Source organism: Parafrankia colletiae (genome assembly GCF_001854655.1).
Taxonomy (GTDB): domain Bacteria; phylum Actinomycetota; class Actinomycetes; order Frankiales; family Frankiaceae; genus Parafrankia; species Parafrankia colletiae.
The window spans coordinates 15,315-34,070 of the sequence record NZ_MBLM01000159.1 but is presented as its reverse complement, the minus strand read 5'-3'; the positions used below and the strand labels follow the sequence as shown (position 1 = coordinate 34,070).

Below are 18,756 nucleotides of genomic sequence, written 5' to 3'. Positions count from 1 at the left end.
ATGTGYGGCCTTGCCGGCTGGGTGAGTTACGGACGGGATCTGACCGGCGCGACTGTCCTGGCCTGGGCRATGACCGAGACGATGGTCTGCCGCGGTCCCGACGCGGGCGGCCTGTGGACGTCGAGGCACGCGCTGCTCGGCCACCGGCGGCTCGCAGTCATCGACCCGGCGGGCGGAYGGCAGCCGATGGCAGCCGCCGACGATGGCGGGCAGCCGGTCATCACCTACACCGGTGAGGTCTACAACTTTCGGGAGCTGCGGGACCAGTTGCGTTCCCGGGGCCACCTGTTCCACACGTCCAGYGATACCGAGGTGGTGCTGCGTTCCTACCTCGAGTGGGGTGCTGCCTTCGCCGAACGGCTCAACGGCATCTACGCGCTCGCGATCTGGGATCCGCGCATCGAGGAACTGCTGCTGGTCCGCGACCGCATGGGCGTCAAACCGCTTTACTACTATCCCACCGCCGACGGAGTGATCTTCGGTTCCGAGCCGAAGGTGATCCTGGCCCACGACGAGGTCGAGGCCGTCGTGGATGTCGACGGCCTGCGAGAGATCTTCAGTATCGTCAAGACGCCCGGGCAGGCGGTGTTCCGCGGTATGCACGAGGTGCTGCCGGCCACGGTGCTTCGTTTCTCCCGCGCGGGCAGCAGCGCGCAGGCCTACTGGACGCTTGAGGCGCGAGCACATACCGACGACCTGGACACCACGGTGACGCGGGTGCGGTCACTGCTGGAGGACATCGTCGAACGGCAGCTCGTCGYCGACGTCACCGTCGGCACGCTGCTCTCCGGAGGCCTGGACTCCAGCGCCGTCACCGCTCTCGCCGCGGCGGCCCGCGCCAGGCGCGGCATCACGGAGCCCCTCCAGGCCTACTCCGTGGACTTCGTCGGGCACGAGCAACGCTTCGAGTCGAATGTGCAGTGGGAGGATCCGGACACCCCGTTCGCCGTCGAGGTGGCCGCGAAGGTCGGCGCCGAGCACGTCATCGTCGAGCTGCACAACGAGGACATCCTCGCGCCCGAGGTCCGCGCCGCGGTGCTGCGCGCCCAGGACCTGCCCGTGTCCACCGGCGACATGGAGTACTCCCTGCTACTGCTGTGCCGCGCGCTCCGAGAGCGCATGACGGTGGCGCTGTCGGGTGAGGCGGCCGACGAGCTCTTCGGCGGTTACACCTGGTTCCACGATCGCGAGGCCGTCGAGCTCGACAGCTTCCCCTGGCATCACCCCTTCGAGCAGGCGGGTGGCATCGGCGCGCTGCGCGAACTCGGGCTGTGGGACCGGCTGGACCTCACCAACTACGTCAAGCTGCGCTACACCGATGCGCTGGAGGAGGTGCCCCGGCTGCCCGGAGAGACCGGACTCGAGGCCCGGATGCGGGAGCTCAGCTATCTCAACATAACGCGCTGGGAGAATTTCCTCCTCGACCGCAAGGACCGGATCAGCATGGCGGCCAGCCTGGAGGTCCGGGTGCCGTTCACCGATCACCGGCTGGTCGAATACGTCTACAACGTGCCCTGGTCGATGAAGACCTTCGACGGGCGGGAGAAGAGCCTGCTGCGCGCGGCGATGCGCGGAATCCTGCCCGAATCGGTTCTGGACCGCAAGAAGAATCCCTACCCCTCTACCCAGGACCGGAACTACGAACTGGCCCTTCGCCAGAAGGCCGAGGCGATTCTCCGCCCCGGCGCCCCCGTGCTGGGCATTGTTTCCGAGCGCGAGGTGCGCAGGCTGCTCGACCGACCCGTCGGCTCGTACGCGATGGGAGGTCCCTGGGGCGCGCGCGCCGTGCTCGAGCGGCTGATCGAGTTCAACACCTGGGTGACCGAATACGGCGTCCGGATCGCCTTCTGAGAGATCGGGCCGACCGCCGGGCGTAATGGAGGAACAGCCAATGGAGGACAGGAGCGCCCTGGTCACCGGTGCGGCCGGAGGCATCGGCGAAGCCGTCGTGCGCACCTTGGCGGAACGCGGCGTCCGGGTGGCCGCGCTGGACGTGAACACCGCCCGGCTGTCGGAGTCCGTGGGGAGGCTGCGGGCCGAGGGACTACGGGTGACCGGCGTGTCTGTCGACGTCACGTCGAGCGCCGATGTCGAGCGGGCCGTCCCGGAGGCCGAGGAGAGYGTCGGCCCGCTGGACTACCTGGTCAACGCCGCGGGTGTGTTGCGGCTGGGGGAGGCCCGCAAGCTCACCGACGAGGACTGGGCCGAGACCTTCAGGGTCAACGCCACCGGCGTCTTCTACATGTCCCGCGCGGTGGTCAACCGGATGGTGCCACGGGGCGGCGGTGCGGTGGTCACGATCGCCTCGAACGCGGCGGGCACCGCCCGTGCCGAGATGGCCGCGTATGCGGCATCCAAGGCGGCGGTGAGTGCTTTCACCAGGTGCCTCGGCCTGGAGGTCGCCCAGTTCGGTATCCGATGCAATCTCGTCGCCCCGGGATCCACCGACACGCCGATGCTGCATGGCATGCATGACGGCGACATGGCCGTGCGCGCATCGGTCACCGGCACCCCCTCGGCCTTCCGCGTCGGAATCCCCCTCGGCAAGGTCGCCCGGCCCCACGACGTCGCCGACGCCGTCGCCTTCCTGCTGTCCGACGAGGCCAGCCACATCACCCTGCACAGCCTGACCGTGGACGGTGGGGCGACGCTCGGTGTCCACTGAGGAGAATCCGGTGAAGAACAGCACCCGAGGCATCCCGCCCATCGACGCCTATCCGATGCCGACCGAAGGCGACCTCCCACCGGTCGCGGTCTCCTGGGTTCCCGACCGACGGCGTGCCGTGCTGCTGGTGCATGACATGCAGCGCTACTTCCTGCGACCGTTCGCGCGTACCGAGTCACCCGGGGGGCCGCTGGTGCGCAACGCGGCTCTGCTGCGCGAACGGTGCGTCGCGGCCGGGATCCCCGTGGCCTACAGCGCCCAGCCCGGCGGCATGAGCGAYGAACAGCGTGGCCTGCTGCGTGACTTCTGGGGATCRGGCATGCAGACGTCGCCCGAGGACCGGCAGGTGGTGGACGAGCTTGCGCCCGCCTCGCTGGACTGGATGCTCACCAAGTGGCGCTACAGCGCGTTCCTCCGTACCGATCTCCTGACCCGGATGCGCGCTGCCGGTCGTGACCAGCTCATCGTCTGTGGCGTCTACGCCCACGTCGGGGTCCTGATGACCGCGGTGGACGCCTTCAGCCATGATGTCCAGCCCTTCCTGGCCGCTGACGCGGTCGCGGACTTCTCCGCCGACTACCACCGGATGACGCTGCGCTACGCGGCCGAACGTTGCGCCCGGGTGGCGACGACCAAGGAACTACTCATGGGCATCGAGGCCGACCGGTGATCGGCCGGGCGCCGGGCGCCGTCGCGGACACCGGGCTGCTGGACAGGATGCTTGCCGAGCGACCGCCTGCCTTCGCGCTGCTGTACCGGCCGGACACCACCGGCCCCGGTGAGGTGGACCTGCTGATCGGGGAGGTCTCCGAGTGCGACTCGCTGGTCGGCATACCGCTGGTGGACGAGGCTTACCGGGGGGTGGGTACTCGGCATGAGGTACTCGTCCTCGTGCCCTACCGGCAGATTGCCGAACGCGGGTTCACCGCCATCGATGACGGCGAGTCACTGCTGATCCTCCGGGTACGCGAGCAGGGTGTACTCCCGCTCGCCGAGATCCGGCGCCGGTTGCCCGATATGCCGGTGTCCTTCTCCGGGGGCCGTTTCGACACGGACGACGAGGCCTACGCCTCGGTGGTGCGCCGGGTTGTCGCCGACGAGATCGGCACCGGCAAGGGCGCCAACTTCGTCATCAAACGGTCGTTCACCGCGGACATCACTGATTTCACCCCTGCCGCGGGCCTGGCGTTCTTTCGGCGCCTGCTGGAACGTGAGGTCGGTGCCTACTGGACCTTCCTCGTCCACACCGGCGCCCGCACCTTTGTCGGGGCGACCCCCGAGCGGCATGTGAGCCTGCGCGACGGTACCGCCGTGATGAACCCGATCAGCGGCACCTACCGCTATCCGGCCAGCGGCCCGACGCTGGCCGGAGTACTGAGCTTCCTCAACGACCCCAAAGAGACCGATGAGCTCTACATGGTCGTCGACGAGGAACTGAAGATGATGTCCCGGATCTGCGAGGCGGGTGGCCGGGTGACCGGCCCCCACCTCAAGGAGATGGCGCGCCTCGCCCACACCGAGTACTTCATCGAAGGCCGCACGACGCGCGATGTGCGCGACATTCTGCGGGAGACCATGTTCGCGCCCACCGTCACCGGCTCCCCGCTGGAGAGCGCGGCGAAGGTGATCAGCCGGTACGAGTCGGCCGGCCGGGGCTACTACAGCGGTGTCGCGGCCCTGATCGGCCGCGACGAGGCAGGGTCCCGCTCCCTCGATTCGGCGATCCTGATCCGTACTGCCGACATCGACCGCTCCGGGCGGATGCGGATCAGCGTCGGTGCCACGCTGGTGCGCCACTCCCATCCGGATCACGAGGTCGCCGAGACCCGGGCGAAGGCGGCCGGGCTGCTCTCGGCGCTGGACGATGCCGGATCGCCCGGYTTTGCCACGTCACCGCAGGTTCTCAGCGCGCTCGCGCAACGCAACGAGTCCATAGCGCACTTCTGGCTGCGGGATGCCGGACGCCCCCGCGAGCGAACCGTCGACGAGCTGGCCGGGCGCAACGTGCTCGTCGTGGACGCCCAGGACACCTTCACCTCGATGATCGCGCACCAGCTCTCCTCACTGGGCATGCGGGTGACCGTGCGTCGGTTCGACGAGCCGTACGACATCGAGGCCCACGACCTGGTGGTGATGGGCCCCGGTCCCGGCGATCCCCGCGTGGCGGACGACCCGAAGATCGCCCATCTGCGTGACACGATCGACCGTCTGCTGGCCGCAAGACAGCCGTTCCTCGCGGTGTGCCTGAGCCATCAGATTCTCGCCACCCTGCTCGGACTGCCACTGGTCCGCCGCGATGTGCCCAACCAGGGAGTGCAGCGCGAGATCGACTTCTTCGGGCGGCGGGAACGGGTCGGCTTCTACAACACGTTCGCCGCGCGGTCCGACGCCGACAAGATCGAGCATCCGTCCCGCGGAATCGTCGAGATCTGCCGTGACCCGGAGACCGGCGAGGTGCACGCAATGCGCAGCAACGGCCTTGCATCTCTGCAGTTCCACGCGGAGTCGCTGTTGTCCCGCAACGGGGTGGACATCACTGCTTCGCTGGCCATCGAGGTGCTGCGTTCATGCACGCGGTGATCGTGTGGTGGGATCTCGCCGGCTCCGGCCAGACAGTGGAATCCCTGCGGACCTACCTGCGGGATGAGGCGGTGGATCGGTTCAGCCGTGTTTCGGGACTGCGGCTGAAGATCTGGATCTCGGACACGGCGCGGCAGCGCTGGGGCGCGGTGCTCCTGTGGGAGACCGCCGAGGCCGCCGCGGCGCCGCTCACGCCGCGGGCCGCTGAACTCATCGGCTTCCCCGCGACCTTCGGTGGTGCCTTCGACGTCGAAGCAACGGTGGAAGGCCCGCACCCGCTGGCATCCCTCCCGGGACGCGGGCTCGCTCTGGAAGGTTGAACCAGGAATTTGCCCGCGGAAAACACGAAAGGGACTTCTAGCACACCATGACGAGGATCATCGTCGCCGGCGGCGGCATCGGTGGGTTGGCCGCCGCGCTGAGCATCGCGCGCAACGGCCACCAGGTTGTCGTCCTCGAACGTCAACCGGCCTTCGAAGAGCTGGGCGCAGGCATTCAGCTGGCACCCAATGCGTTCCGGGCACTGGATTCTCTCGGCGTGGGATCAGCGGTCCGCGCCAGTGCCGTCTACATCGACGAGCTGCGTTTCATGGACGGTACGACCGGCGAGTGTGTCGCCCGCATGCCGCTCACCGAGGCGTACCGCGCCCGGTTCGGGAATCCATACACGGTGGTTCACCGCGGTGACCTGTACGAGGCCCTCCTACGCGCCTGCCGGGCCGCGCAGCAGGTCGAACTGGTATCCGGTGCGGCGGTGACCGGCTACGCCCAGAGCCTGTCCCAGGTCACGGTCAGAACACAGGATGGTTCCCCCATCACCGGCGACGCGCTGATCGGCGCGGATGGCATCCGCTCGGTGATCCGAGCGCGGCTTGTCGGCGACGGCGAGCCCCGGGTGTCCGGTCACACCATCTACCGCTCCGTGATCCCCATGGCGAAGGTGCCCGAGGATCTGCGCTGGAACGCTGTGACGCTGTGGGCCGGTCCCAGGTGGCACTTCATCCACTACGCGATCGGAGGCGGGAAGTACCTGAACCTGGCCGCCGTCCGCGATGACGGTGCAACCCAGGTCGTGTCCGGTGAGCCGGCCGAACGTTCGCAGGTCCTGGGGGAGTTCCCCGGTCTGGGCAGAACGAGCCGCCGGCTGCTGGAGCTCGGGCAGGACTGGAGAACCTGGGTTCTGTGCGACCGTGATCCGGTGAGCACCTGGACCGACGGCCGGGTGGCCCTGCTTGGCGACGCCGCCCACCCCATGCTGCAGTACGCGGCTCAGGGCGCCTGCATGGCTCTGGAGGACGCCGTCATCCTGGGCGCGTTCCTCGACTGCGACGGTGAGAACATCGGCCCACSCCTGGAGAAGTACGCCGCCGAGCGCCGTGACCGCACAGCCAGGGCGCAGCTCGTCGCACGCGAGATGGGCACCCGCCTGTACCACCCGGCTGGAGACGAGGCTCGCGCCCGCAACGCCGTCCTCTCCTCCTTGTCCGTCGCCGACCTGTACGACCGGGTCGACTGGTTGCATGGCTTCTCTCCGCAGTCAAGCCGATAAAGAAGTTCAAGCCGATAAAGAAGTTCAAGGCTCGCCGTGTATGCGCGGATCCGGGCGGCGGGCTTGCGTTCGCGTTCGCGGCGCTTGCCTCAGGCTCGGCGGCAGACCAACGAAACGATGCCACCGCCGAACAGACCGATCGTGCCCAGCAAGATCCCGAAGGCGGTGCTGCGGAGGGTTCGGTGCCCGGGATCGTCCTCGCTGCGGTGTCGCTGGTGGTGATGCCCTTCCTGTCCGCCGCCCAGCGCCGCGCCGGCCGGGAACTCGGTTCCGCGTCGGCGGTGGCGGATTCGAAGCAGACGCTGCTGTGTACCTGTCTCTCCGCGGTCCTGCTCGCGGGTCTACTCCTCAACGCCACTCTCAGCTGGTCGATGACCTGGGCCRCCACCGAATGCGCGCCGGGGCCGATGTTGAGCCTGAAGAACGGAAGGTCGAAGGTTCGCCCCCGCCTCGACCTGTGCAGCAGAGCCCCCGGATAACGGCGTCGGCCATGCCGCGTTCGCCACGTTCGTTGGGGTGGACGGAGGCGGCGGGGTTGAGGGGAAGCAGCGGCTCAATCCAGCGGGTGTTCCTCGCCGAGCAGGCCTCGTGGCCGACGGAGGGGGTGTAGGTGTCGATGTACCGGGCACCGGCCGTGTCCGCCTGCCGTTGCAGCATCGTGTTGAGCTCCAGCTCCTTCTGTCGCAGGTAAGTGATGTCACCGTTCGCGAGTCCCATGGTGCGTGCACAACCGAGGCCGTCGGCAGGGAGGATCGCTGGATATCCCACGAGGTAGACGTCGGCGTGCGGCGCCCGGCGTGGGATCTCATCGAGTGCGACGGCCAGCTTCTGCCCGGCTGCCCGGATCTGCTCGCGCACCCTGTCGGTTCCGGAGGCGACGTACCTCCTCTTGCAGGGCGCGTCGTTCGAGACACCGCCGGCGAGCGCGTTGAAGAGCACGCCAGCCCGGACACACTGCTTGATCAGCGACGTGAATCCGATGTCGTTGCCGCCGATACCGATCGTGACCAGTCGCGTTTCGGCGGAAAGGGCAGTGAACTGGGCCGGGTTGACACCGTCCCTGGTGGTCTGAGGTGAGGACAGGTCGGCGATTGTTGCCCCGGAACAGCTCACATCTGCGAAGTCGCCTTTACTGATATCCAGTTGCTCGGCGATCAGCGCCGGGTAGTTGCGGTCCGAGCGATCGCAGCCGCCGGGTTCGCCGATCTGACTAGGAATTCGAGGGCCGGCGGTGTAGGAGTCGCCCATGGCGACGTATGCCCCAGCTGCCAGAGCTCGAGCCGGTGTCCGAGTCGACACTGCCGGCGTTGTCGCCTCCGGATCCGCTGCCGTCGTTTCCTCCGATAGCGCCGCGGCTCCCGCTATGGGATCTGAACTGTCGTTGTAGTGGCCGGGGCTGACCGCGGCGATCAGGGTGCCGCACGCGAGTACGCAGACCACACCGGCACGCAGAAGAACGTTCATCATTGCCTCTTTCCTTCGTCCCACAAAGATCTTCTCGGAATTGGATCGTGGGGATCCCAGGATGGCTGGAGAATTCGAGTCCAGTTCGCCGTCTGCGGCGTCGACGGCATCGGAATGATGATTCTGGCCGCGCACGAACGGATGCGTCGGCATGAGTCAAAGCGAGAAGGTGAACCAGCAGGACCGGATCAGATGTCGTTCTCGTTGCGTCACGCGACGGCAACGACCCGCACAGGTGATCGAGAGGATGGTCATGAATGACGGGATGCGGGCCGGAAGGAAGGCCGATCCCAGGAGGGCCTCACGGGTGTTTGCGGGAAATGGCCGGCCGATCGAGCGCGCGGTGGCGGAAAACCGGTGCGAGACTCTGCGGCAGTCAGTCTGGCGGGGTGCGTTGTAGCAGGCCGGACTGGTAGGCGATGACGACCAGTTGCGCCCGGTCACGGGCATCGAGCTTTGCCATGGCCCGGTGGACGTGGGTGCGGGCAGTCAGTGGGCTGATCACCAGGTGACGGGCAATGTCCTGATTCGAGTAGCCTTCGGCGACCAGCACCAGGATCTCGCGCTCCCGAGCAGTGAGCGTCGCAAGGGCAGCGGGGATGGCCCGGGCGGTCGCTGTGGGTGCGGGGAGGGCGAGGAACCGGGTGATGAGCGCGCGGGTGGCCGTGGGGGAAAGGAGAGCGTCACCTTCGGCGACGGTTCGGATGGCAGCGAGGAGTTCGTCCGCCCCGACGTCCTTGCCGAGGAAGCCGCTGGCCCCGGCGTGAAGTGCCCGGGCGACATACTCGTCGATCTCGAATGTGGTGAGGATGAGGACGCGGGTGGCAGCCAGGGCCTCGTCGCCGCAGATGGTGGCGGTGGCGGCGAGTCCGTCAGTGCCGGGCATCCGGATGTCCATGACCACGACATCCGGACGATGCTCGCGGGTCGCGGCAACGGCATCCGCCCCGTCCGCCGCCTCGGCTATGACCTTCATGTCGGCGCATGAGTCGATCAGCATCCGGAAGGTCGCCCGTAGCAGGGTCTGGTCGTCGGCGAGCAGGACGCGGATAGTCATGAGCCTTCCACGCCAATCGCGTTTCTGGGATGTAGTGGCAGGACAGCGGTGACGTGGAAGCCGACTTCGGGATGGTATCCGGCTTCGAGATGCCCGCCGATGGACAGTGCCCGCGCACGCATGTTGATCAGGCCGAATCCACTGTTCGAGGACGGTATCGAGCTCATGACGTCCCGTCGGCCGCCGCCGTGCGCAGGCCCTTTCCCCTCGACATCATTGATGACCATCAGGGTCACGCTGTTGGGTGCGTAGGTGATGTCGACACATGCGTTGTCGGTGGTGGAGTACTTCGCGGCGTTGGTGAGTGCTTCCTGCGCGATCCGGTAGGCCGTGAGGTCGACGCCCGGGGAGAGAACGGGTCGGTCGCCCCGGATGTTGACGGTGACGGTGAGTCCGGCGGCGGTGAACGCGCGGGCAAGGCCGGGGAGCTGGGCGAGTGAGGGGGCTGGCTCCAGAGGGGCATCGCCCCCGTCCCCGTCGCGGAGGAGCCCGACGGTGRCATTGAGGTCGCGCAGGGCTGTCGAGGTCGTGGTGGTGATGTCGGCGAGAATCTGTTGGGTCTGGTCGGGGCGCGTGCGGGCGAGGTGTGCGGCGGTGCCGGCCTGGGCGTGGGCGAGGGTGATGTGGTGGGCGACGACGTCGTGGAGTTCGCGGGCGATGCGGGTGCGTTCGGCGGCCACCTGGCGGTGGGCTTCGGCCTCGCGGGTGCGGTCGGCGTACTCCGCGCGGGTCTGGACGGCGTCGAGATAGTCCTGCTTGATCCGTCGTGCGCCGCCGAGTGACGCGGCCATCAGTATCCAGGCGGTCGGGCCGATGGTCTTGAGCTCCACGGGGTATTCGTCGGGATCGGCGATCAGCGCCGTTGCGACCATCAGCACACAGGTCGGGATGACGAAGGTCAGGGTGGTTCTGCGGTCGGTCTGGACGGACAGCCAGTAGACAGCCACCATCGCCGGGGCGATCATCAGCGAGGTGAGGAGATAACCCAGGCCAGCGAGGACAAGGGTGCAGGCGATAGCCACCGCGGCGGTGGCGCGGGGGTGGCGTTCGTGCCAGAACAGCGCCGTGCAGGCAACGGCGGCGAGGATCACCTCGGGCCACGGGACAGTGTCATGGCGCACGTATCGCGGATTGAGTACACCGGCGGGACCGGCGGCGAGAAAGGCCAGGAAAGCAATCACCACGGTGCGTGTGCGGTGGTGATTCTGGATCTGCCGCCAGCGGCTGGCGATCGCCATAACGGGCTCCTATCGGACGCCGGGCCGTGGCGCCCCCGCTACGGGCCCTGCCCAGAGGGTCGCGGTGTCGCGCAAGGATGATCTTCGGAAGGAAGTGCTCACCTTACGGTGCGGATTCCAGGGCGGCGCGGCCCGCAGGGCTGGCGGCTGTAGAGGGGGCCGGCTGGCGCAGTTTTTCGCCTTCGACGTCGATGTGGGGCAGTACCCGGTCGAGGCGGCGCGGAATCCACCAGGCCCGGTCGCCGAGCAGGGCGAGGACAGCGGGGACGAGGGTCATGCGGACGACGAACGCGTCGAGGAGTACCGCGGTGGCAAGGCCGAATCCGATCATTTTGATCATGGGTTCGCTGGCGCCGATGAAACCGGAGAAGACCGCCATCATGATCAGCGCGGCGGCGGCCACGACGCGCGCGCTGTACCCGAACCCGGAGATGATCGCGTCCTCGGCGTTCTCACCGTGGACGTAGGCCTCGCGTATCCGGGCGACGAGGAAGACCTCGTAGTCCATCGCGAGTCCGAAGACGATGCCTACCATGAAGATCGGCATCAGGCTCATGATCGGCCCGGTCTGGTTGAGGCCGATGAGGTCCGAGAACCAGCCCCACTGGAAGACCGCGACCACTGCTCCGAGGGCGGCGAGGACCGAGAGCAGGAATCCGGAGGCGGCCTTGAGGGGGACGAGGACCGAGCGGAACAACACGAGCAGAAGCAGGAACGCCAGGCCCACCACGACCGCGAGGTAGGGGACGAGCGCGTCCTGCACCTTCTKGGCGACGTCGATGTTCACCGCGGTGGAGCCGGTGACCTGGAAGGTTGCGCCGGTCGCGGAGGTGCTCGCGGCGCGTCCGGCACGGATGGTGTGGACGAGGTCCTTGGTCGCCGCCTCGCTCGGGCCGGTAGCGGGTACGGCGGTGAACACCGCGGTGTCACCTGGGCTGTTGAACYGGGCGGCCGAGACGGAGACGACACCCGGGGTGGCGCCGATCTGCTGGGCGATCGTCGTGACCGCCGCCTGCGGGTCGGTGGAGCCTGCCGCGTCGACCACGATGGTCAACGGGCCGTTGAAACCCGGCCCGAAGCCGCGGGCGAGGTCGTCGTAGGCGCGGCGCTCGGTGGTGGAGGTGGGTTTCGCCTCGTCACCGGCGGTGCCCAGACGCAGGTCCAGGACCGGCAGAGCGATCGCGCCCAGGGCGAGTACGGACAGGATGAGGACGGGCACGGGGCGGCGTAGGACGAACCGCGCCCAGCGGGTGCCCAGGTTCGGCCCGCGGCGCGAGACCCGCGCGCGCCCCGTGCGGACAGACCGCGGCAGGACGGCACGCTGGAAGAAGCCGAGCAGCGCCGGGACCAGGGTCAACGCGACCAGGACGGCGATGCCCACCGTGCCGGCGGCGGCCAGGCCCATCTTGGTCAGCGTCGGTACCCCGACGATGAACAACCCGGCCAGGGCGATCACCACGGTGAGGCCGGCGAACACCACCGATGACCCGGCGGTGCCGGTCGCGATCGCCGCAGCCTCGTCGGGCCACCTCCCTCGGGCGCGCTCCTCGCGGTAGCGGGAGACGATGAACACGGCGTAGTCGATACCGACGGCGAGGCCGAGCATCATCGCGAGCGTGCTGGTGGTCGAGGACAGACCGAGCGTGCTGGCCAGGGCCATGATCGAGGCGATGCCGACACCGACACTGACGATGGCCGTCAGCAGCGGCAGGCCGGCTGCGGCCAGGGAACCGAAGGTCAGCAGCAGGACGAGCGCGGCGACCGCGATCCCGACGACCTCGGTCGCTCCGCCTGCCCCGGGCCGGGTCGTCAACGCGTCTCCGCCGAGCTCGACCGTCAGGCCCGCGGCCTGCCCATCCGCAACCGCGTCCCGCAGGCTGACCTTGGTGGCGTCGGTGAGATCGTCACTGGCCGCCGTATAGGACACCGTTGCGTACGCGGTCGCCGCGTCCTCGCTGACCGCCCCGTCCTGGAAGGGGCTGGCGACGCTGGCGACCTGCGGGCTGGTGGTTGCCTCGGTGACGACCTTCTCGACCGCCGCGCGGTTCTCGGGCGTGGTCAGCGTCTGCCCCGGTGGGGCGACCAGCACGATACGGGCGACCGCCCCATCCACCCCGGTGCCCGGAAAGCGCTGATCCAGCAGGTCGAACGCGCGTTGGGATTCGGTGCCCGGGATGGAGAACGCGTCGTCCGGAGCGGCTGGAGCCCTGGYCGCGCCGAAACCGACAGCGGCCAGCACCCCCACCCAGAGCAGGAGAACATAGCGGCGCCGTTGAAAGGAGATCCGGCCCAGTCGATAAAGAAAAGTCGCCACGGATGGTTCTCCACATCTTCTCGGGTACCCGAGAAGACTGCGCGAGCCCGGTGGGTCCCGTCGTCGTCCGCATGCCGGCACTTCCGGCTACGAAGAACGCAGTACTGCGGGCCCGTCTCCTGCAGTCAGGGAAGCAGGCCCGGCGCGCCGCAGCCCATCCGGCGACCCTGAGGACGAAGTGAGCGCACTGAGTGACGACCATTCGCAGTAGGCGGAGGTCGTCCTACTGAATCTGCAGTAGCTCGGACTGCCGGCCTCCGGCCGATGCGGGTACCGCGCTCATCGGCAGGACGCGCGGGCGGTCACCCCAACGGCGCCTGAGGCGACGCAGTCCTGGCTGCTRCGGGTGGCGGCAACAGATGGCAACAGCTTGCGGTGCGGCTGTGCTGACGGCCGAATGGGTTCGGCATTGTCGGCCGTCCCGTCGGTGTTCACGGATCGGCTTCCGATCCGATGTCGACCGGTGTCGACGATGGCCAGGTTGCGCCGGAAGTTCTCGCCGGTGAACCGCGGGTTGGTCCTGCGCCAGTCGTCATCGGCGAAGTCCTCGACGGAGCGGATCTGCCCGGTCAGCAGGCCGTGGCCGAGCGGCGAGTAGGGCACGAAGCCGATCCCGAGCTCGCGCAGCAGTGGAAGGATCTCCGCCTCCACGTCGCGGGTCCACAGCGAGTACTCCGTTTGCAGCGCCGACACCGGCTGCACAGCGTGCGCACGCCGGATCGTCGTCGGCGACGCTTCGGAGAGCCCGAAGTGCCCCACCTTGCCTTGGGCGATCAGGTCGGCGACCGCCTGCGCGGTCTCCTCGATCGGCGTGCCGCGATCCACTCTGCGCGAGACCGGCGCGGACATGAAGGACAAGTACAAGGAGACCTCCCGCGGCGGCCTCGCCGTGAACTTCATCGAATGCTGACGCGCCCGATCAGACGGCGCCGCCCGCGTGAGACGGCGCCGTCCGTTCAGCTACGTCATCCGATCATCAGTGTCACTTGCACTGGCCGGAGCGCGGGCCGGCCACGGTGTTCCCGACCTGCTGCAACGTCGGTTCGTTCCCGCTGCAGCTGAGCGGGCCGGTGATCTGGTTGTAGCTGAAGCCGGGCACGGCGTCGCCCGGCAGCAGGCCGCTGCCGCTGTTGTCGGTGACCTTCGCGGGTCCGCCGACCGTGTTGCCCGAGGCCTCCAGGCCGCCGGAGTTCCCGGTCAGGGTCAGTGGTCCGCTGACGGTGTTGCCGGCGCAGGGGACGGCATCGCCCGGGCCGGCGCCGAAGAGCACGAAGCCGCTGCTGTTCCTGATCGTCACCGGGCCGCTGATCGCCGTCTGGCAGATGGAGACGGCGAGCGCGCCATCCGCGGTCACCGGCCCGGCGAGGGTGGCGCCGGAGAGGGCCAATGCTCCGCCGGCCTTCACGGTCACCGGCCCGCTCTGCCGGCCGCCGGGGCCGAAGCACAGGGCCTGGCCGGCCGCGACCGTCAGCGGGCCGCTGCGTGCCGTCGTGACGCACGRCTGGCTGAAGCCGACGGTGGCAGTCGTCGGAGCCGTGGTGAGGCTCGCCGCGTGCGCCTCATCGCCGCTGTAGCTGGCGGTGATCGTGTGCGTGCCGGGTTGGAGCCCGCGCAGGCTGACACCGGCGGTCCCGTCGACCAGCGTTGCCGTTCCGAGAGTGACGTCCCCGTCCAGGAAGGTGACCGTTCCGGTGGGGGTGCCGGCGTCCGCGGGCGTCGACGCCACGGTGGCGGTCAGGTCCACGGCCTGCCCGAACAGCGGTGTGGACGTGCTGGCGCCGAGCGAGACCGACGACCCGTGGCGGAACGAGACGGTGGCGTGCCCGTTGCCGTGGTTGACACCCGACACGAGGGAGACGTCCGTCAGCGTCGGCGTGGCGTACGCGCTGCCTCCGCCGCCGCCCGCGCCGTAGAGGTTGCCCGGGTTGCCGCCGCCGGAGCCACCGCCACCACCGCGGTAACCGCCTCCGCCGCCGCCACCGCCGTTGCCGCCGGCGCCGCCGTTGCCGCCGGTGCCGCCACTGCCCGGGTTGACCTGACTGGTGAAGGGGTCAAGGTCGCCGCCCGCGCCGCCGGGGGCGCCGATGGTGGAGTTCCGGCTACCGGCGTCGCCGTGCGTGGTCTGGGTGGCGCCCTTGCCGGCCAGCCCGGAGCCGACGGGGCCGCCGCCCTCGCCGCCGTCCGCGCCGGCCAGGCCGCCGCCGTCACCGCCGTGCAGCAGGGGGCCACCGTTGCCGGCGCCGCCCCCACCGCCGGCCACCATGATGCGGTCGTTCGGGCCGAAGGCCCCGACGCGCACGTCCGAGCCGCCGCCGCCGGACCCGCCGCCACCGTGGGCCCCGCCGCCGCCCCTTCCGTGCCCGATCCCGCCGTCGCGGGCGAACTCGCCGCGCCGGGACGACCCGGGCACACCGGCCGCGCCGACCGTGATCTGCAGTACCTGCCTCGGGCTCACGGCCACGGTCGCACGGGTCTGCCCGCCGAGGCCGCCCGGTGCACCGGCGTTCACCGGGTTCGGGGTGACGTACCCGGCCGCGCTTCCGCCCTCGGCGCCGTACAGGTCGATGGTCACGCTGGTGACGCCGTCGGGGACGGTGAACGTGTCGGTGCCGATGCCGGTGTAGACGCACGCCGGCGCCTGCACCGTGGTGAGAGCACCCGTCGTGCCGCAGGCGGCCAGACCGCTACCGGTCTCGGCCGCCGAGGCGACGGCAAGGGGAAGTACGAGTGGAACCGCCGCGGCCGCCGCGACGACGCCGATCAGAGCACCGGCTGTGCCGGTGGTTCGGCGCCTGCGAATGAGTGGACCACGCTTCAAGGAAGTGCACCGCCTTTTCGGGCCCGGGCACTGTCGCCTGGGCCCGTGAAACCGCAGATAACAAAGGGACGAACAGACACCGGGTCAGGGGCGTGGAAGAGGTGTCAGACGCCGTCGTCGGCGCACAGGGCCCAGGCCTCGGTATAGGTGTTCGGCGAGCTCGCGCCGCCGGTGTGGCTGTACGCCGTCCAGTAGGCCGCGGTCGTGGTGCCGTCGGAGACGGCCGCCCCGCCGGAGTTGCTCGGGTAGCTGCCGTTGAGGTGCGTCCCGCCCGAGCCGGGCCCGGTGAAGGCCGTGGTCGTCACGCTGCCGCCGCTGACGGCGGCGCCACCGCTGATCAGCTTGCCGTCCTCACCGCCGCAGCCGACTGTGGCGGTCTGGCCGGAGGTCGCGGACGTCGGACCGCTCACCTCGCTGTACCGGACGGTCACGGTGACTCCGCTGACATCGATCTCGTCACCGCTGCAGATCGCGTAGGCGAAGGTCGTGTTGCCGCTGTTGCCCCCGCCGCCGTTCCACCCGACCGCCGTCCAGGCGTTCGGATTGGTCTCTCCGTTGCCTGCCGCGATCTGGCCATAGCTGTGGGTGGAATCATTGAAGGTCGGGAAGCTGGCGATCGGCTTGAGGCTGCCGATGCTCGCCGGGGTGGCACGCGCGCCACCCCCGAGCAGGATCGTGTCCTGTGGGCAGACCGCCGTCACGARGCCCACCGTGGACGCGCTGGCCGGGCCGGCGACCTTGTTCATGACCACCTGGGTGTGATCGATCAGGTCGCTGGTCACACACATCGCGTACGGCGTGCTGGAGAACGCGGCGTCGAACGCGCCGCCCGTTCCGCCGATACCGAGCCAGTGCGTCACATCGGTCCCGACGACTCCGGTCGAGCCGGTGTACTCGGTGCTGCCGTCGGGACTCGGCGAGGTGCCGTTGACGTGGTTGCCGTTCGACACCATGCCGGTGCCGATGGCCTGGTTGATTCCGCCGCCGAAGGCCAGGCCGCTGGCGCAGTCCGCATGCGTGGAGATCTCGGCGAAGGCGGCCCCGGGGCCGCTGGTGGCCCCTGGCGTCTTCACCGTGACGCCGACGGTGTTGGCGTGTGCCGCCGCAGGGAACGCCACGGCGAGCGCGGCACCGAGGGCCAGTACCGCACCGCCGGCCTTGTACAGGGGCAGGTCAAACAGCCTTGTCATGGTTTTCTTCATGGCCTTCGCATCAGGGGTGCGCGAGCGAGCGGCTGTGCCCGTCCACACCGGCGATCGACTTCTGTGCGTGAAACGCAGGGTGTGCGACGCTGCACCAGTCCGCGAGTGCGGAGAGATTGATGACTATAGACCGTATCTACGGGACTTGTACCCCCTTGTGTCGACTCCGCAGCAAGGACGAACGAGAGTCAGCCCGACACACCGACACACCGACACACCGACACACCGACACACCGACGCGCTGAATCGGCGGGTCAGGCGGTAGCGCCGCGGCGCAGGGCGCGGTACAGCAGCCCCGGATCATCCAGCCGGCGGCGCAGCGTTCGTTCCAGGCCGGCGATGGGGTAGAGGTTCTGCGGGGCGCGGGCGTCCTTGAACTCCTGGGACGCGAACCGGAGCAGGGTGGCCTGGCTCAGGTCGGCGAGCTCCACGGCGTGGGTGACCGTCGTGCCGGAACCACACTCGACCCGCACGATGCCCGCCCAGGGCGCGCCGGGCGGCAGGGGAGGCGCAGGTACCAGCTCGGGCGGTCCCAGCTGCGTCCCACCGTGAAGACCGGGGTGCGTTCCCCCGGCCCGAGCTGCCCGACGACGGCGAGCGGCGGGCCTTCCAGGTAGGACGAGTGATGGGGTTAAAGATCAAGCTAGTGCATCTCTCGCCCCGGGAGGTGACGAACCCGTGCAGGGTGCGGGACCGGGTTCATCGCGCGCAGGACTGCCGTCGCCTGAACCGGACGCGTGATGCGGTTGCGGTGACTCTTCGGGTGAGGAAGTACTGACCCAACTAGCCCACCAAGTGCATTGAGTAGCAAGTTGACTACCTTGGTGTGCCCCCAACGGGATTCGAACCCGTGCTACCGCCTTGAAAGGGCGACGTCCTGGGCCGCTAGACGATGGGGGCCACGAACCGGGGATGAGGTGGGTGACCACCGCAGCGCCCAGCATCAGAACACCGGTAAGCATAGGCGATCGGCCGTGCCGCCGACAAACGCCGCCGGCGGCACGGATCAGCCCGGCTCAGCGACGGCGGAGGATCTCCCAGCCCGGGGTGAGCGCGGGCCGCGGGTCGGCGCGGYGGTAGCGGGAGCGGAAGAACGCACGGACGGGACGTCCACCGATCGCGATCGTGTGATCGATGCGCAGCGGCGCGGCGGCGTCTGCCGAGCCGAGGACGTCGAAGGACAGCGTGACGTCGTCCGCGGCGGGCCGCGGGGTGTTCGGGTCGTAGACCCGTAGGGTGACCCGAACACCCCGCTGCTCGTAGCCGTAGGCGAGGACCTGGTGGTTCAGACCGAGCCGCATCGGGTCGGCCGATCGGGTGGTGATGATGCCGAGCGGGCTGAGCAGGCCGCGGTCCAGGTCGTGGCGGATCAGCGGCCACTCCTTCGCCACGCTGGTCGACGAGGCGCCGGGCAGCCGCAGCCGGCCGCGGGCGAGCTCGGTGTCGGTGTCGGCGGCGCTCATCAGGCGGTAGTAGCGGTAGACCCCGCGGGGGCCGTCGAAGCTGTCGAACAGCCGCCTTACGAGGTAGCGGTACAGCGGTGTCTCGGCGGCGGGCGGGCTGGACGCCGGCGGGGGTGCGAGGCCGAACTCGAACAGGTCCCGCACGGTATAGATCATTCCGCCGCACAGGCCTCGGCTCGCGTCCCCGATCGGGATCGAGCCCAGGCCGGCCACCGGGATCCGCAGGACCGGCTGGCGGGGGAACGCATTGACAAACTCGAAGGCGTGGATGCTGGGCACGAAGTTGGACACGGCTGCGCGCGTCAGTGCGCTCCCGTTGTTCACACCTCCATTCTCATGCCTTCCGCACCGTCCGCGGAGGCGAAACGGCGCCCTCTGTGAGGAGCGGCGAAGTTTGTCCGGATGG

13 protein-coding genes, 1 tRNA gene and 3 pseudogenes are annotated in these 18,756 nt (G+C 69.1%); 7 read left to right on the top strand and 10 right to left on the bottom strand.

Annotation, left to right across the window (positions count from 1 at the left end; translation table 11 throughout):
* The 7 genes and pseudogenes from asnB to CC117_RS40735 all read left to right on the top strand — a co-directional run.
* The gene (asnB, locus tag CC117_RS29400; RefSeq protein ID WP_071090207.1) at positions 1-1,851 is read left to right on the top strand and encodes an asparagine synthase (glutamine-hydrolyzing); all 1,851 of its coding nucleotides are present in this window, start codon (positions 1-3) and stop codon (positions 1,849-1,851) included.
* Between the two features lie 40 nt (positions 1,852-1,891).
* On the top strand, positions 1,892-2,665 hold the full coding sequence (locus tag CC117_RS29395; protein WP_071090204.1) for a 2,3-dihydro-2,3-dihydroxybenzoate dehydrogenase: 774 nt from the start codon (positions 1,892-1,894) through the stop codon (positions 2,663-2,665).
* A gap of 55 nt (positions 2,666-2,720) precedes the next feature.
* On the top strand, positions 2,721-3,335 hold the full coding sequence (locus CC117_RS29390) for an isochorismatase family protein (protein ID WP_071090245.1): 615 nt from the start codon (positions 2,721-2,723) through the stop codon (positions 3,333-3,335).
* 47 nt (positions 3,336-3,382) lie between these two features.
* Positions 3,383-5,245 carry an anthranilate synthase family protein gene (locus tag CC117_RS29385; protein WP_071090242.1) on the top strand — a complete coding sequence of 621 codons (1,863 nt, stop codon included), beginning with the start codon at positions 3,383-3,385 and terminating at the stop codon, positions 5,243-5,245.
* Positions 5,233-5,565, top strand: a complete 333-nt coding sequence (locus CC117_RS29380) for a hypothetical protein (protein WP_071090200.1) — start codon at positions 5,233-5,235, stop codon at positions 5,563-5,565. The genes CC117_RS29385 and CC117_RS29380 overlap by 13 nt, the downstream gene beginning before the upstream one ends.
* A gap of 47 nt (positions 5,566-5,612) precedes the next feature.
* Positions 5,613-6,794, top strand: coding sequence for a 3-hydroxybenzoate 6-monooxygenase (locus tag CC117_RS29375; RefSeq protein WP_071090197.1), 1,182 nt, complete (start codon positions 5,613-5,615; stop codon positions 6,792-6,794).
* A 164-nt stretch (positions 6,795-6,958) separates the two neighbouring features.
* Positions 6,959-7,273 (top strand): annotated as a pseudogene (locus tag CC117_RS40735) (cation transporter); the annotation flags it as partial.
* Here the strand turns inward: CC117_RS40735 and CC117_RS29370 are convergent.
* The 10 genes and pseudogenes from CC117_RS29370 to CC117_RS29330 all read right to left on the bottom strand — a co-directional run bounded on the left by CC117_RS29370 (position 7,155) and on the right by CC117_RS29330 (position 18,674).
* Positions 7,155-8,411 (bottom strand): SGNH/GDSL hydrolase family protein, encoded by a 1,257-nt coding sequence (locus CC117_RS29370; RefSeq protein WP_198542028.1) that lies wholly within the window; start codon positions 8,409-8,411, stop codon positions 7,155-7,157. The pseudogene CC117_RS40735 and the gene CC117_RS29370 sit on opposite strands and share 119 nt — an antisense overlap.
* 223 nt (positions 8,412-8,634) lie before the next feature.
* Positions 8,635-9,315: a response regulator gene (locus tag CC117_RS29365; protein WP_071090189.1), complete on the bottom strand. Its 681-nt coding sequence runs from the start codon at positions 9,313-9,315 to the stop codon at positions 8,635-8,637.
* Positions 9,312-10,553, bottom strand: a complete 1,242-nt coding sequence (locus CC117_RS29360; RefSeq protein ID WP_071090186.1) for a sensor histidine kinase — start codon at positions 10,551-10,553, stop codon at positions 9,312-9,314. The genes CC117_RS29365 and CC117_RS29360 overlap by 4 nt, the downstream gene beginning before the upstream one ends.
* Before the next feature lie 103 nt (positions 10,554-10,656).
* The gene (locus tag CC117_RS29355; protein WP_071090183.1) at positions 10,657-12,867 is read right to left on the bottom strand and encodes an MMPL family transporter; all 2,211 of its coding nucleotides are present in this window, start codon (positions 12,865-12,867) and stop codon (positions 10,657-10,659) included.
* 465 nt (positions 12,868-13,332) lie between these two features.
* Positions 13,333-13,695 (bottom strand): annotated as a pseudogene (locus tag CC117_RS29350) (aldo/keto reductase); the annotation flags it as partial.
* 154 nt (positions 13,696-13,849) lie between these two features.
* On the bottom strand, positions 13,850-15,685 hold the full coding sequence (locus tag CC117_RS29345) for an Ig-like domain-containing protein (RefSeq protein WP_071090180.1): 1,836 nt from the start codon (positions 15,683-15,685) through the stop codon (positions 13,850-13,852).
* A gap of 104 nt (positions 15,686-15,789) precedes the next feature.
* Positions 15,790-16,875, bottom strand: a complete 1,086-nt coding sequence (locus CC117_RS29340) for a hypothetical protein (RefSeq protein ID WP_071090177.1) — start codon at positions 16,873-16,875, stop codon at positions 15,790-15,792.
* 266 nt (positions 16,876-17,141) lie between these two features.
* Positions 17,142-17,512: pseudogene (locus CC117_RS40730) on the bottom strand (hypothetical protein); the annotation flags it as partial.
* Between the two features lie 202 nt (positions 17,513-17,714).
* Positions 17,715-17,787: transfer RNA gene (locus CC117_RS29335), tRNA-Glu, on the bottom strand.
* A gap of 116 nt (positions 17,788-17,903) precedes the next feature.
* Entirely contained in the window at positions 17,904-18,674 is a 771-nt protein-coding gene (locus CC117_RS29330; protein ID WP_071090173.1) for a hypothetical protein, read from the bottom strand.
* Positions 18,675-18,756: the final 82 nt, after the last annotated feature.